The sequence below is a fragment of the Micromonospora sp. DT31 genome, from assembly GCF_049841795.1.
GTDB lineage: Bacteria > Actinomycetota > Actinomycetes > Mycobacteriales > Micromonosporaceae > Micromonospora.
In genome coordinates, this window is record NZ_JBNCKZ010000004.1 from 218,090 (window position 1) to 232,365 (window position 14,276).

The following is a 14,276-nucleotide window of genomic DNA, read 5'->3' on the forward strand; positions in this document are numbered from 1 at the left end:
ACCCCCCATCCCCACTAGGGTCTCGTGGGCGCGGAGATGGGTCTACGAGACAGCCGGGGCCCCGAGCAGCGCCACCACCCCCAGCGACCCCCTCGGCGCGTTCAGCGGTACCAGTACGGGTAGTAGTAGTTGTCGCCGGCCCGCACGATGGCGCTGACGACGATGTTGAGCACACCGAACGTGACGGCCAACCACCCGAGCAGCTGCGACCTGCGGTTGCGCCGCGCGTCCCGGATCGACAGCGCGCCGAAGACGATGCCCAGGATGCCGCAGCAGAACAGCCCGAAGACGATGCCCAGGACCCCCCACAGCGTGGTCCGGTCCCGGCCCACGGCCGGTGGCGGCGGTGGCGGCGGATACGGAGCATTCACGGTTTCCTCCGAGCGTCCGATGTCGCGACGGAAAACGGTCGTGCCTGAAGCCGACGCTAGCCCCGACCAGCGGCACCGAGGCGGCGCTTCGGCGAACTCGTCACATTCGGCACCGGTATTGGACTGCTGTCCCGGGTGCGGCGTGCCAGAGTAGACGCGATGTCACGTGTCACCCCTGACCAGCCACGCCGTCCGGCCACCGGTCCCCCCACCGGGCCCCGGCCGCCGGGGCGTGCCCGCCCGGCGTCCCGGGTGCCCCCGCCCCGACCGGGCGAGTCCTCCCGCAGCCGGGCCCCGCTGCCCGTCGCCGCCGGGGTGGCCGCGCTCTGGGCGGCGGTGACCTCCTGGCTGCCGGTGACCGTCGTGCTGGGCCTGGCCCAGCTCAGCGAGGACGCCGGCTCGCCGGCCGGCGCGCTGCGCGGCGGCCTGGCCGGCTGGCTGCTCGGACACGGGGTCCCGTTGCAGACCACCGCCGGGCCGCTCGGCCTGGCGCCGCTCGCGTTGAGCGTGCTCGTCGTCTGGCGGCTCACCCGGGCGGGCGTGCACGTCAGTCGGGCCGTCGGCGCGCGGGGGGCCGGCTCGCCGCGCCAGGCGCTCGCCGTCGCGGTCGCCGTCGGCCTCGCGTACGCGCTGCTCGGCGCGCTCGCCGCGATCACGGTCAGCGCGGGCGGACTACGGGTCTCCCCGGTCACCGCCGCGGCGCTGTTCGCGGCGTTCGCCGTGCCGGCCGCCCTGGTCGGCGCGCTGCGCACCACGGGTGTCGGGGAACTGCTGGCGAAGCGCTGCCCACCGCCGGTGCGCGACGGCCTGCGCACCGGACTGGTCGCGGTGCTGCTGCTGCTGGGCGCGGGCGCCGGCGCGGCGGGGCTGGCGGTGGCCACCGGTGGCGGCGACGCGGCCGACCTGATCGGGGCGTACCAGACCGGGGTGGCCGGTCAGGCCGGCATCACGCTGGTCAGCCTGGCGTACGCGCCGAACGCCACCGCCTGGTCGGCCAGTTACCTGCTCGGCCCCGGGTTCGCCGTCGGCACCGACACCGCGGTACGCACGAGCGAGGTGTCCGTCGGGGCGCTGCCCGCCGTACCCTTGCTGGCCGGTCTGCCGCGTGGCCCGATGGACGGGGCGGGCGCCGCGCTGCTCGCGGTGCCGGTGCTGGCCGCGATGGCCGCCGGCTGGCTGCTCGCCCGGCGGCTGCTGCGCGTGGCCGCCGAGGACCGGGCCGAACTGGGTTGGCCGGCGCTGCTGGTACCGGCGGTCCTCGCCGGACCGGTCGCCGGTGTGCTGCTGGGGTTGGCCGCGGCGGCGTCCGGCGGGCCGCTCGGCGGGGGTCGGTTGGCCGAGGTCGGCCCGTCGGCGTGGCCGGTGGCGGGCGTGGCGACCCTGGTGATCGCGGTGGGCGCGGCGCTCGGCGCCGCCGCCACCCGTTCCCTGACCCGCCCGGCGCGGCCGCCCCGCCCTACCCCCGCGCCCCGCCCCACTCCCGCGCCGCGCTGACCGACCACCGGCCACCGACCGCCGACGCCCGACGGCCGGCCGACGCCCGGGCCCCGCGCACGCGCCGGGTGGTGTCGCCGCCCCGCGGCCGGTCGGAGGCGGGTGATTCCGGGAGGGTGGACGACGAAAGGGCGCCCGGCGAACCGCCGGACGCCCTTCGTGGAGAACCGATCAGGAGCCGAAGTTCGTGTTCAGGTTGAACGCGGCCGTGGCGATGAAGTTGATGATCGCCAGGAGCACACCGACGCCACCGCAGATCAGGGCGGCCTTGGCCTGGCCGGCGTTGCTGGCCTCACCCGACTGGACCTTCTTCTGACCCATCACGCCGAGCACGATGGCGCCGGCGCCGACCGGGATGGCCAGTAGCGGGCAGCACAGGCCGAGCACGATCGCGGCGATGCCGAGGATCATGCCGATCAGGCCGGTCGTGTTGTTCTGCCCCCCGGTCTTTCCGGCCGGGTAGCCGGCGCCCGGGTACTGCGGCGCGGCCCCGTACTGCGGCTGCTGGCCGTACGGGTCCTGGCCGTACGGCTGCCCGGAGGTCGGCTGCTGGCCGTACGGCTGCCCCGAGGTGGGCTGCTGGCCGTACGGGTCCGAAGCCGGCTGCTGCCCGTACTGCGGCGGCTGGGCGTTCGGGTCCTGGCCGTACGGCTGCCCCGACGTCGGCTGCTGCCCGTACTGCGGCTGCTGGCCGTAGGGGTCCTGCGGCTGAGCGGTCGGGTCCTGGTTCGGCTGCTGGCCGTACGGGTCCTGTCCGGGGTAACCGGGCTGCATGTCAGGTGCTCCTCAGATCGGTTCGGTTGTCGCTCAGTAGGTGCTGGCGCTGCTGTCGCCGCCAGCGAGACCGGCCAGGCCGCCCGCGAGGCAGCACACCAGGACGATGCCGTACCACACCAGGCCGACGATCAGGGCCCACTTCGACCACTTCTTCGACTCGGCCGCGGCGGCCTGGGCGCCAGCGTAGTCGCCCTGCTGGAGCAGCGGGTTGACCTTGGATGCGTTGATGATGGCCGGGATCGCGAGCGGCCAGAACAGGAAGATGCCGACGATCGACATCGTCATGTTGTTGTCGACCTGTTGTGGCGGCTGCGGGGGGTATCCGGGGTGCATGGGACTTGCTCCTAGATCCGTTGGCACGTGGCGTGCCGATTCCTACGAGGGATTCGGGCCGGCCACAGGCCGGACACCGGGCGACGGGCAGCGTACCGCGAACGTGCCACCTGCGAGATCACCCGAGGAGCCACCTCCCCGGGATCGGACCGCCCGACGTGCCCGATAGGGTTGCCCGGTGACCGAGCCCGCGTCCGTCGCCCGCCTCGTCGTCCTCGTCTCCGGTTCCGGCAGCAACCTCCAGGCGTTGCTGGACGCCGCCGTCGACCCCGGTTACGGCGCGCAGGTCGTCGCCGTGGGCGCGGACCGGGACGGGATCGCCGGCCTGGACCGGGCCGCCGCCGTCGGGGTGCCGACCTTCGTCGAGCGACTGAAGGACCACCCGACCCGCGCCGACTGGGACAAGGCGCTCACCGCGCGGGTCGCCGAGCACCGACCCGACCTGGTGGTCAGCGCGGGATTCCTCAAGCTGGTCGGACCGGAGTTCCTGACCGCGTTCGGCGACCGCTACCTCAACACCCACAACACCCTGCTGCCGGCGTTCCCCGGCATCCACGGTCCCCGCGACGCGCTGGCGTACGGCGTGAAGGTCACCGGGGCCACCCTGTTCTTCGTCGACGCCGGGATGGACACCGGCCCGATCGTCGCCCAGGTCGCCGTGCCCGTGCTCGACGACGACGACGTGGAGACGCTCACCGAGCGCATCAAGTCCGCCGAGCGGCGCCAGCTCGTCGAGCAGGTCGGCCGCCTGGTCCGTGAAGGTTGGACGATCACCGGCAGAAAGGTCACCATCCCGTGAACGCCACTGAGGACGCCGGCCACCGCCCGATCCGGCGCGCGCTGGTCAGCGTCTACGACAAGACCGGCCTGGTCGAGTTGGCCCGTGCCCTGCACGAGGCGGGGGTGGAGATCGTGTCGACCGGCAGCACCGCGTCGACGATCGCCGGCGCCGGGGTGCCGGTGACGCCGGTCGAGCAGGTCACCGGCTTTCCGGAGATCCTCGACGGGCGGGTGAAGACCCTGCATCCGAAGATCCACGGTGGTCTCCTCGCCGACCTGCGCAAGGACACGCACGCCGCCCAGCTCGACGAGCACGGTATCGCCGGCGTCGACCTGCTGGTCTCCAACCTGTACCCGTTCCAGGCCACCGTCGCCTCCGGCGCCGATGCCGACGAGTGCGTCGAGCAGATCGACATCGGCGGTCCGGCGATGGTGCGCGCCGGGGCGAAGAACCACGCCTCGGTGGCGGTGGTGACCGACCCGGCGGCGTACCCGGCGGTGGTGGCCGCGCTCGCCGACGGCGGCTTCACGCTGGCCCAGCGCCGGGCGCTCGCCGCCCGCGCGTTCGCCGACATCGCCGACTACGACGTGGCGGTGGCCGACTGGTTCGCCACCACCGTGGCACCGGCGCAGGACGGCTGGCCCCGGTTCGCCGGCCTGGCGCTGCGCCGCCAGGCGGTGCTGCGGTACGGCGAGAACCCGCACCAGACGGCGGCCCTCTACACCGACCCGGGGGCACCGGCCGGGCTGGCCCAGGCCGAGCAACTGCACGGCAAGGAGATGTCCTACAACAACTACGTCGACGCGGACGCCGCGTGGCGGGCCGCGCACGACTTCCCCGACCAGCCGGCGGTGGCGATCATCAAGCACGCCAACCCGTGCGGCATCGCGGTCGGCGCGAACGTGGCGCAGGCGCACCGCAAGGCGCACGCCTGCGACCCGGTCTCCGCGTTCGGCGGCGTGATCGCGGTGAACCGTCCGGTCAGCGTGGAGCTCGCCGGGCAGGTGGCGGAGATCTTCACCGAGGTGCTGGTGGCGCCCGACTTCGACGAGGGCGCACTGGAGCTGCTGCGGGCCAAGAAGAACATCCGGCTGCTGCGGGCGCCCGCGTTCGCCGCGCGGCCGGCCGAGTGGCGGCAGGTCACCGGTGGCGTGCTGGTGCAGGCCCGGGACGCGGTCGACGCGCCAGGTGACGACCCGGCCACCTGGACGTTGGCCACCGGCGACCCGGCCGACGAGGAGACGCTGCGCGACCTGGTGTTCGCCTGGCGGGCGGTGCGCGCGGTGAAGAGCAACGCCATCCTGCTGGCCCGCGACGGGGCGACCGTCGGCGTCGGCATGGGGCAGGTCAACCGGGTCGACTCGGCGCGGCTGGCGGTCAGCCGGGCCGGTGACGAGCGGGCCCGCGGCGCGGTGTGCGCCTCGGACGCGTTCTTCCCGTTCGCCGACGGCCCGCAGATCCTCATCGACGCCGGGGTGCGGGCGATCGTGCAGCCGGGCGGCTCGATCCGGGACGAGGAGACCATCACGGCCTGCAAGGCGGCGGGTGTCACCATGTACCTCACCGGAACCCGGCACTTCTTCCACTGACACCAGGCCGGATTCCACTGACACCAGGCCGGATTCCACTGATACCAGGCCGGATTCCACTGATACCTGGTCGGATTCCGCTGACACCTCCCGGTACGCCGGGCGTGGCCAAGGGCCGCGCCCGGCGTACCGTTGCCCGGCACCGGAGGCGGTTGCTAGCGTTTGCCCGGCAACCCCGCGATCGACGCGGTCCGCCCTCCGTGGACGACGCCGACGCGGCCTTCCTGCGGCAGGTGCCCATGCGCGTGCGCGACCGGTTGACCGCCGCCGTCGTCGCGTTGGCCGTGGTCCTGACCGGCCTCGGCTCGGCCCCCGCCCCGGCGCTCACCACGCCGGCCACCGGCGCATCCGCCCTCGCGTCGACCCCCACCACCGTGACCCACGGCCCGGCGACCGGAACGGACCGGGGCACGTCGGCGGTCGCGTCGCGTCCCGCGTACCCCGATCGGTCCTGGGCGGAACCGGCCGCCGCGCCGACCGGCGACCCGGCCGGCGTACTCGCCTACGGTGACGGATCCGACGACCCGGTCCCGACCGCGCCGGCCGGGGTCGCCGAACCGGTGACGCCGGGCCGCGTCCTGCCCGCGCACCGGTCGCCGGTCGGGCCGCTGCCGCCGCGCGGCCCCATCGCCGCGCGGGCCCCGCCCGCCGCCTGAGCCGCACCGCGACCGCCGCGTCGACCCGGCGGTCGCCGTCGCGAGCCGCCTCGCCCCGCGGGCCGTGCGCCTCACGCCGCCCGTCGGGACACCGCCGGACCGCCTCTCGGGCGCCGCGCACCGCAGGCTCCGCCCCCTCTTCCTCCGGGGGACGGGGCCTGCGTCGTGCTCAGCCGTCGGCGCGTACCTCGGCGAAGTGGCAGGCGCAGGGGTGCGGGTCCGCCGCGCGGAGCACCGTCTGCGGGTCCTGCACGGCGCAGACCTCCTCGGCCTTCCAGCAGCGGGTACGGAACCGGCAGCCGGACGGCGGGTCGGCCGGGCTGGGCACGTCCCCGGCGAGCCGGATGATGGTCCGTTCGTCGCGGCCCTCCGGGTCGGGCACCGGCACCGCCGACAGCAGCGCCTGGGTGTACGGGTGGGTGGCCCGCTGGTAGATCTGCTCCTCGGTGCCGATCTCCACGATCCGGCCCAGGTACATCACCGCCACCCGGTCGCAGATGTGCCGGACCACGGACAGGTCGTGGGCGATGAAGACGTAGGAGAGGCCGAACTCGTCCTGGAGCCGCTCCAGCAGGTTGATCACCTGGGCCTGGATGGAGACGTCCAGCGCCGACACCGGCTCGTCGCACACGATGATCTCCGGCCGCAGCGCGAGGGCCCGGGCGATGCCGATGCGTTGCCGCTGACCGCCGGAGAACTGGTGCGGGTAGCGGTTGAGGTGTTCCGGGTTGAGCCCGACCACGTCCAGCAACTCCCGCACCCGCTGCCGCCGGCTGCCCTTCGGGGCGACGTCCGGGTGGATGGCGAACGGTTCGCCGATGATGTCGCCGACGGTCATCCGCGGGTTCAGCGAGGTGTACGGGTCCTGCATCACCATCTGCATGTTGCGGCGCAACCGGCGCAGTTCCGACCCCTCGGCCCGGAACAGGTTCCGCCCCGCGACCGTGGCCCGGCCGGCGGTCGGCGTCTCCAACCGCATGAGCAGTCGGGCCAGTGTGGTCTTGCCGCAGCCGGATTCGCCGACCACACCGAGCGTCTCCCCGCGCCGCAGCTCGAAGCTCACCCCGTCGACCGCCCGCACCGCGCCGATCCGCCGCTTGAACAGCACCCCCTGGGTGATCGGGAAGTGCTTGACCAGGTGGTCGACGGAAAGGATGGTCTCGCCGCGGCCGGCGGTCGGGTCACTCGGCCCGGTCATCGTGCACCTCCTGGGCGAAGTGGCACGCGCTGGTCCGGCCGCCGGCGAGCACGAGGTCGTGCGGCACCTCGTCCACGCACACCTGCCGGGCGTACGGGCAGCGGGGGTGGAACGGGCAGCCGGACGGGATCCGCATCAGGTTCGGCGGCAACCCCCGGATCGTCGACAGTTCCCGGCCGCGCACGTCCAGCCGCGGGATCGACTCCAACAACCCCTTCGTGTACGGGTGGGCGGGCGCCCGGTACAGCGAGTGCACGTCGGCGTGCTCGACGATCCGGCCGGCGTACATGACCGCGATGCGGTCCGCCACCCCGGCGACCACCCCCAGGTCGTGGGTGATCAGGACGAGCGCCATGCCCAGGTCGCGACGCAGGTCGGCCAGGAGGTCCATGATCTGGGCCTGGACGGTGACGTCGAGCGCGGTGGTGGGCTCGTCGGCGATGAGCACCTTGGGGTCCAGCGCCAGCGCCATCGCGATCATGACGCGTTGCCGCATGCCGCCGGAGAAGTGGTGCGGGTAGTCGCCGAGTCGCTTCGCCGCAGCCGGGATGCGGACCAGGTCCATCAGTTCGACGGTGCGCCGACGCGCGTCGGCGCGGGACATCCCGGCCCGCAGGCGCAGCGACTCGCCGATCTGCCAGCCGACCGGGAAGACCGGGTTCAACGCGGACAGCGCGTCCTGGAAGATCATCGCGATCTCCGCGCCGCGCACCTGCCGGCGTTCCTCCTCCGTGCCGCGCAGCAGGTCCCGCCCCTGGTAGCGGATCTCCCCGGAGCGCACGTACGCGGGCGGGGTGTCCAGGATGCCCATGATCGCCTGCGCGGTGACCGACTTGCCGGAACCGGACTCGCCGAGCACCGCGAGCGTCTCCCCGGCGTCCAGGTGGTACGTCACCCCGTTGATCACCTGGGCTACGCCCTCCCGGGTGCGGAACTCGACGTGCAGGTCCCGCACCTCCAGCAGGTGCCCGTCGGGCGGGGTGGGGGAGGCCGGCGTGGGCCGGACCGGGTTCTGGCCCATGACTCACCGCAGCTTCGGGTCGAAGGCGTCGCGGATCGCGTCGCCGAGCATGATGAAGGCGAGCACGGTCAGGGCCAGGAAGGCCGACGGCACGATCAGCGGGGTCGCCGACTCGCGCATGTGCACCCGGCCGGCGTCGATGTCGATGCCCCAGGAGATGGTCGGCGCCTTCAGGCCGATGCCGAGGAAGCTCAGCGTCGCCTCGGCGGAGATGAACGACCCGAGCGCGATGGTGAGCACCACGACGGCCGGGGCCAGCGCGTTCGGCAGGATGTGCCGCCACATGATCCGGCCGTTGCCGGCGCCGAGCATCCGGGCGGCGGCCACGTAGTCCTGCTCCCGGGCGGTGATCACCGAGGAGCGGACGACCCGGGCCGCGGTGGTCCAGCCGAGCAGCGCCAGCACCAGGATCACCGCGAACAGCCGTACCGTCTCACCGCTGGTGCTCACCCGCTTGAGCAGCACGATCGCGGCCAGCAGCAGCGGGATGCCGAGCACGATGTCGATCACCCGGGAGAGCACCGCGTCGAGCCACCCGCCGAAGAAGCCGGCGAGCATCCCGACGACGAGCGCGATCACCCCGGTGATCAACGCGGACAACGCGCCCACCAGCAGCGAGGCGCGGGCCCCGTAGACGGCCCGGGCGAACGTGTCGCAGCCCTGGAAGTCGTAGCCGAAGATGGCCCCGCCGGACGGTGGGGCGTGTTGCCGGGACAGCACGCAGTCGCGCGGGTCGTTGGCGGCGAACAGCCCGGGGAACGCGGCCATCGCCGCGACCAGCACCACCAGGGTCAGGCTGAGCCAGAACACAGGGCTGCGGCGCAGGTCCAGCCAGGCGTCGCCGGCCAGGCTGCGCGCGCGGTCCGGCTCCCCGGCCCGGCCCGGCGTGCCGGGCTCGCCGGAGACGCCGCGCCGTGCCGCCTGGTTCTCGGTGGCGGCCACCGTCTCGAAATCACTCATGCCCGCGCGCCCCGCTCCGCTCGGCGCGGTCCCGTGGGACCGGGCGCACTGTGTCGACGATTCGCTCGCGACGCTCACTCATAGCGGATCCTCGGGTCGAGTACGGCGTAAAGGACGTCCACCGCCAGGTTGGACAGCAGGTAGACCACGACGAGCACGCTCACGATGCCGACCACGAGCGGGCCGTCCTCGGTGCGGATGCCGCGGTAGAGGTTGAAGCCGACGCCGGGCACGTTGAACACGCCCTCGGTGATGATCGCGCCGCCCATCAGGTTGCCCAGTTCGACACCGAGGAAGGTGATCACCGGGATGAGCGAGTTGCGCAGCACGTGCACGCCCACGACCCGGCGCCGGCGCAGGCCCTTCGAACGGGCGGTCCGCACGTAGTCGGCGCGGAGGTTCTCGGTCACCGACGTACGGGTCAGCCGCAGCGCGGTGGCCAGGGACAGCGAGCCGAGCACGATGCCGGGCAGCAGCAGCGCGTGGAAGGTGGGTTGCGCGCCGGCGGTGGGCGGGAAGACCGACCACTTCACACCGAGCAGGTACTGGGCCAGCGGGGCCAGCACGATGGTGGGGATGCCGAGGACCAGGAGGGTGAGCACCAGCGTGGCATGGTCGAAGATGCCGGAGCGGCGGATCGCCGCGATCACCCCGGCGGTGATGCCGACGAGTACGGTCACCGCCATCGCGATCAGCGCCAGCTTCAGGGTGACCGGCCAGGCGGCGGCGAGGATGTCGTTGATCCGGCGACCGGTCAGCGACTCACCGAGGTCGCCCCGCACCAGGCCGCCCAGGTAGTTGAGGTAGCGGTAGAAGAAGCCGCCGACCCCGGTCGCGTCCAGGTGGTACTTCTCGGTCAGGTACGCCCGCTGCGCCGCGGTGACCGGCCGTTCCCCGGCGAGCGCCTGGATCGGGTCGCCCTGCCCGGCGAACATCAGCGCGTAGACGATCAGGGTGGTCCCGAAGAAGGCGAGGACCATCTGGAGCAGTCGCCGCAGGATGAAGCGGAGCATGCTGGCAAGTCTGCCGAAACATACTCAAATGCGGGCCAATGCCGAGACCGGGCCACCCGGTGGGGGTGGCCCGGCCCATGGTGGGAAGGCGTCAGGCGACTTCGATCTTCAGCAGGTCCACCCGGTCGAAGAGGTCCACGTGGACGTTCTTGACCTTGGTGGAGTGGCCGAAGTTGTTCTGCCCGTACCGCAGCGGGATCACCGGCAGGTCCTCCGCCAGCACGTCCTCCGCCGCCTGGTACTTCTTGATCGCCTCGTCCGCGTTCGCCGCCCGGGCGCCCTCGGCGAGCAACCTGTCGAACTCGGCGTTGCGGTAGCCGTAGTAGTTCGACGACCCGGTGGAGCTGTACAGCGGGCCCAGGTAGTTCTCCATGGACGGGTAGTCCATCACCCAGCCCATCCGGAACAGGCCGACCGCCTGCTTCTGCTTCAGCTTGGTCAGCAGGTCCGCGAACTTCGGCTCGGCGGCGCCCACGCAATCCACGCCCAGGTTGGCCTTGAGCTGGTTGCAGGTGGCGTCGATCCAGTCCTTGTGGCCGCCGTCGCCGTTGTAGGACAGCTCGATCTTCTTCGGGCCGCCCGCGGCCTCGTACATCGCCTTGGCCTTGACCGGGTCGAACGCGCCGGCCGTGCCGATGGTGTTCTCCCGGTAGCCGGCCACCACCGGCGAGACGAACGAGCGGGCCGGCTGCTGCGAACCCTTGAAGATCGACGTGGTGATCTCGTCCCGGTCGATCGCCATCGAGATGGCCTTGCGCACCTCGGGGTTGCTGAACTCCTCCTGGTACGTGGGGAACGCCAGCACCTGCAGCGACGAGGCCGGGCTCTGCTGGAACCGGTCGCCCAGGTCGGTCGCGGCGGTGGTCAGGTTCTCGGTCGGGATCGTCTTGATCACGTCGAGGTTGTCCGACAGCACGTCCGCGTACGCGGCGGTCGGCTGCTGGTAGATGCGGAACTCGACGCCGCCGACCTTGGGCTGCTGCCCCGGGAACGCGTCGTAACGCTCCACCTCGACCTTGGCGTCGTGCTGCCAGGTGCCCTTCATCTTGAACGGACCCTGGCCGATCGGCGCCTGCTCGTAGCCCTCGGCCAGCACGCCCGGCGCGGCGAACGCCGCCTCGGGCAGCGGGTAGAAGGCGGTGTAGCCGAGCATTGCCCGGAAGTCCACGTACGGCTCGGCGAGTGTGACCGTGAAGGTCAGGTCGTCGACCTTGGCCAGGCCGCTGAGCGTCTTCGCCTTGGGCGTCTCGCCCTGGAGGTCCTCGTAGCCTGCGATCTTCTCGAAGAAGTAGCTGGAGTTCTGACCGTTCGGGGCGTACGCGCCGTAGTTCCAGGCGTCGATGTAGTTGTCGGCGGTGACCTTCTCGCCGTTGTGGAACGTGAAGCCGGACTTGAGCCTGACCGTCCAGACCTTGTTGTCCGACGAGGTCACCGACTCGGCTGCCACCTCGTACGGCTTGTTCGCCTCGTCGTAGTCGACGAGCGGGCTGAACAGGGCGGACAAGACCTGCGAGCCGCTCGTCTCGTTGGTGTTTGTGGGCACCAGGTGCTGCGGCTCGGCGATCTCGATCCGCACGGCCGCGTCGGCGTCGCCGGAGCCGCCGCTGCCGCCGCCTGAGCCGCATGCGGTCAGGCCCAGGGTCACCGCGAGCGGGAGGGCGGCCCAGGCCGCCAGCCTACGAACACGCATGGAGTCTCCTCATCTCCTCAGCTGCGCGGTCGTCCCGACGCTGGGTGACGTAGCGCAACGAGTGGTAACGGTAGGTCACCACTCGTGCCATCGACAACGATCGCGTCGTCGAGTGTCGGCCGCGGGTGCCACGCCGCCTTGTCGAGGCCGCCGCCGGGTGCTACCCGCGTGCCTCACCTCGGGATATCGGCGTACGGGTGCTGCCCTCCCGTGCCCGGAAGGGTGCCCCTGGGGCGTCCGCGTAGCTCGCCCGGTCCCGCCCGGTTGTCGCCCTGGAACCCGACTTGACCGCGCCGCTGATTACTATCTGTGACTTCATCCACGTTGCTCAGCGTCATCGTGGGCCGGTCGCCGTCCGGCCCCCTCCGGGACATGAGACGATCACGACGTGACGGCGACGATCCTGGACGGCAAGGCGACCGCGGCGGAGATCAAGGACGAACTGCGCACGCGGGTGAAGGCGCTCGCGGAGCGCGGCATCACCCCCGGGCTCGGCACCGTGCTGGTCGGGGAGGACCCAGGTTCCCAGGCGTACGTCAACGGCAAGCACCGCGACTGCGCCGAGGTCGGCATCGCCTCGCTGCGGGTCACGCTGCCGGCCGACGCCGGCCAGGACCAGCTCGACGCGGCGCTGGCCGAACTGAACGCGGACCCGGCCTGCCACGGCTACATCGTGCAACTCCCGCTGCCCGGTCAGCTCGACACCCAGCGGACGCTGGAAGCCATCGACCCGGACAAGGACGCCGACGGCCTGCACCCGGTCAACCTGGGTCGGCTCGTCCTCGGGTACGACGCGCCGCTGCCCTGCACCCCGCGCGGCATCGTGGAGCTGCTGCGCCGGCACGACGTGCCGCTGCGCGGCGCGAACGTGGCAGTCGTCGGCCGGGGCAACACGGTGGGCCGTCCGCTCGGCCTGCTGCTCACCCGGCGCAGCGAGAACGCCACCGTCACGCTGTGCCACACCGGCACGCTCGACCTCGCCTCGCACACCCGCGCCGCCGAGATCGTCATCGTCGCCGCCGGGGTGCCGGGGCTGCTCACCGCCGACATGGTCACCCCCGGCGCGACGGTGGTGGACGTCGGCATCACCCGGGTCATCGGCGAGGACGGCAAGGGCCGCTACACCGGTGACGTCGACCCGGAGGTGACCGAGGTGGCCGGCAAGGTGGTCCCGATGCCCGGCGGCGTCGGCCCCATGACCCGCGCCATGCTGCTGACCAACGTGGTCGAACGGGCCGAGCGGGTGGGCTGAGCACCCACGCAGGTCATAACCGTCCGCCCCTGGCCCGGACGGTGTCAGGATGGCTGATACGGTCCGGAAAACCGACTGGTATCAGGGAGTGGGACGACCATGGGTAAGAAGGTCACTGTCGTAGGCGCCGGATTCTACGGCTCCACCACCGCACAGCGTCTGGCCGAGTACGACATCTTCGACACCGTCGTGATCACCGACATCGTGGAGGGCAAGCCGGCGGGTCTCGCGCTGGACCTCAACCAGTCGCGCGCGGTCGAGGGCTTCGAGACCAAGGTCGTCGGCGTCACCACCGGCCCCAACGGCGAGGGCTACGACGCCATCTCCGGCTCCGACGTCGTCGTCATCACCGCCGGCCTGCCGCGTAAACCGGGCATGAGCCGGATGGACCTGCTGGAGACCAACGCCAAGATCGTCCGACAGGTCGCCGAGAACGTCGCCAAGTACGCGCCGGAAGCCGTCGTCATCGTGGTCTCGAACCCGCTCGACGAGATGACCGCGCTGGCCCAGCTCGCCACCCAGTTCCCCCGCAACCGGGTGCTCGGCCAGGCGGGCATGCTCGACACCGCCCGGTTCACCAACTTCGTCGCCGAGGCGCTGAGCGTACCGGTGAAGTCGGTGCGGACCCTGACGCTCGGCTCGCACGGCGACACCATGGTGCCGGTGCCGTCCAAGAGCACCGTGAACGGCAAGCCGCTGCGTGACGTCATGCCGGCCGAGCAGATCGAGGAACTGGTCGTCAAGACCCGCAACGGTGGCGCCGAGGTCGTCGCGCTGCTCAAGACCGGTTCGGCGTACTACGCCCCGTCTGCCGCCGCGGCCAAGATGGCGAAGGCCGTGGCCGAGGACTCCGGCGCGGTCATGCCGGTCTGCGCCTGGGTCGACGGCGAGTACGGCATCTCCGGCGTCTACCTGGGCGTCGAGGCCGAGATCGGCGCCGAGGGCGTGAAGCGGGTCGTGGAGACCGACCTGGAGGCCGACGAACTGGCCGCGCTGAAGGAGGCCGCCGAGGCCGTCCGCGCCAAGCAGGCCGACGTCGCCAGCATGTGACCCGAGCACCATCGCCGAAGGGGGGGCCGGGCCCCCCCGCCGCCCGGGGCCGGGGGTGCCCCCCCCCGGGGGGGCGGCCCCGGGGCGTATA

Annotated in this window: 14 protein-coding genes; 6 read left to right on the forward strand and 8 right to left on the reverse strand. The window is 72.4% G+C overall.

What is annotated here, in order from left to right:
* Positions 1 to 101: 101 nt before the first annotated feature.
* Positions 102 to 371 carry a DUF4190 domain-containing protein gene (locus ACLQ2X_RS09490; RefSeq protein WP_425680590.1) on the reverse strand — a complete coding sequence of 90 codons (270 nt, stop codon included), beginning with the start codon at positions 369 to 371 and terminating at the stop codon, positions 102 to 104.
* 159 nt (positions 372 to 530) lie between these two features.
* On the opposite strand from ACLQ2X_RS09490, the gene ACLQ2X_RS09495 reads away from it, so the two are divergent.
* Positions 531 to 1,865: a DUF6350 family protein gene (locus tag ACLQ2X_RS09495; RefSeq protein WP_425680591.1), complete on the forward strand. Its 1,335-nt coding sequence runs from the start codon at positions 531 to 533 to the stop codon at positions 1,863 to 1,865.
* 171 nt (positions 1,866 to 2,036) lie between these two features.
* Here ACLQ2X_RS09495 and ACLQ2X_RS09500 read toward each other — a convergent pair whose 3' ends face one another.
* Together ACLQ2X_RS09500 and ACLQ2X_RS09505 are read right to left on the reverse strand one after the other, a co-directional pair.
* Positions 2,037 to 2,639 (reverse strand): DUF4190 domain-containing protein, encoded by a 603-nt coding sequence (locus ACLQ2X_RS09500; RefSeq protein ID WP_425680592.1) that lies wholly within the window; start codon positions 2,637 to 2,639, stop codon positions 2,037 to 2,039.
* A 33-nt stretch (positions 2,640 to 2,672) separates the two neighbouring features.
* Entirely contained in the window at positions 2,673 to 2,975 is a 303-nt protein-coding gene (locus ACLQ2X_RS09505; RefSeq protein WP_425680593.1) for a CD225/dispanin family protein, read from the reverse strand.
* 178 nt (positions 2,976 to 3,153) lie between these two features.
* On the opposite strand from ACLQ2X_RS09505, the gene purN reads away from it, so the two are divergent.
* The 3 genes from purN to ACLQ2X_RS09520 all read left to right on the forward strand — a co-directional run bounded on the left by purN (position 3,154) and on the right by ACLQ2X_RS09520 (position 6,001).
* On the forward strand, positions 3,154 to 3,774 hold the full coding sequence (purN, locus tag ACLQ2X_RS09510; RefSeq protein WP_425680594.1) for a phosphoribosylglycinamide formyltransferase: 621 nt from the start codon (positions 3,154 to 3,156) through the stop codon (positions 3,772 to 3,774).
* Complete coding sequence (gene purH, locus ACLQ2X_RS09515) at positions 3,771 to 5,345, forward strand: bifunctional phosphoribosylaminoimidazolecarboxamide formyltransferase/IMP cyclohydrolase (protein ID WP_425680595.1); 1,575 nt, start codon at positions 3,771 to 3,773, stop codon at positions 5,343 to 5,345. The genes purN and purH overlap by 4 nt, the downstream gene beginning before the upstream one ends.
* Before the next feature lie 200 nt (positions 5,346 to 5,545).
* Positions 5,546 to 6,001 (forward strand): hypothetical protein, encoded by a 456-nt coding sequence (locus tag ACLQ2X_RS09520; RefSeq protein ID WP_425680596.1) that lies wholly within the window; start codon positions 5,546 to 5,548, stop codon positions 5,999 to 6,001.
* Between the two features lie 169 nt (positions 6,002 to 6,170).
* On the opposite strand, the gene ACLQ2X_RS09525 is transcribed toward ACLQ2X_RS09520, so the two are convergent.
* The 5 genes from ACLQ2X_RS09525 to ACLQ2X_RS09545 all read right to left on the reverse strand — a co-directional run bounded on the left by ACLQ2X_RS09525 (position 6,171) and on the right by ACLQ2X_RS09545 (position 11,883).
* A complete protein-coding gene (locus tag ACLQ2X_RS09525; protein WP_425680597.1) occupies positions 6,171 to 7,199 on the reverse strand; it encodes an ABC transporter ATP-binding protein in 1,029 nt (342 codons plus the stop codon).
* Positions 7,183 to 8,220 carry an ABC transporter ATP-binding protein gene (locus tag ACLQ2X_RS09530; RefSeq protein WP_425680598.1) on the reverse strand — a complete coding sequence of 346 codons (1,038 nt, stop codon included), beginning with the start codon at positions 8,218 to 8,220 and terminating at the stop codon, positions 7,183 to 7,185. The genes ACLQ2X_RS09525 and ACLQ2X_RS09530 overlap by 17 nt, the downstream gene beginning before the upstream one ends.
* Before the next feature lie 3 nt (positions 8,221 to 8,223).
* Positions 8,224 to 9,180, reverse strand: a complete 957-nt coding sequence (locus ACLQ2X_RS09535) for an ABC transporter permease (RefSeq protein ID WP_425680599.1) — start codon at positions 9,178 to 9,180, stop codon at positions 8,224 to 8,226.
* Positions 9,181 to 9,254: 74 nt separating this feature from the next.
* Entirely contained in the window at positions 9,255 to 10,193 is a 939-nt protein-coding gene (locus ACLQ2X_RS09540; RefSeq protein ID WP_425680600.1) for an ABC transporter permease, read from the reverse strand.
* Positions 10,194 to 10,284: 91 nt separating this feature from the next.
* Complete coding sequence (locus ACLQ2X_RS09545; RefSeq protein ID WP_425680601.1) at positions 10,285 to 11,883, reverse strand: peptide ABC transporter substrate-binding protein; 1,599 nt, start codon at positions 11,881 to 11,883, stop codon at positions 10,285 to 10,287.
* A gap of 388 nt (positions 11,884 to 12,271) precedes the next feature.
* Here ACLQ2X_RS09545 and ACLQ2X_RS09550 point away from each other — a divergent pair, with 388 nt between their 5' ends.
* Both ACLQ2X_RS09550 and ACLQ2X_RS09555 read left to right on the forward strand, forming a co-directional pair.
* Positions 12,272 to 13,135 carry a bifunctional methylenetetrahydrofolate dehydrogenase/methenyltetrahydrofolate cyclohydrolase gene (locus tag ACLQ2X_RS09550; RefSeq protein ID WP_425680602.1) on the forward strand — a complete coding sequence of 288 codons (864 nt, stop codon included), beginning with the start codon at positions 12,272 to 12,274 and terminating at the stop codon, positions 13,133 to 13,135.
* Positions 13,136 to 13,234: 99 nt separating this feature from the next.
* A complete protein-coding gene (locus tag ACLQ2X_RS09555) occupies positions 13,235 to 14,185 on the forward strand; it encodes a malate dehydrogenase (RefSeq protein ID WP_425680603.1) in 951 nt (316 codons plus the stop codon).
* The last annotated feature ends 91 nt before the right edge of the window (positions 14,186 to 14,276 follow it).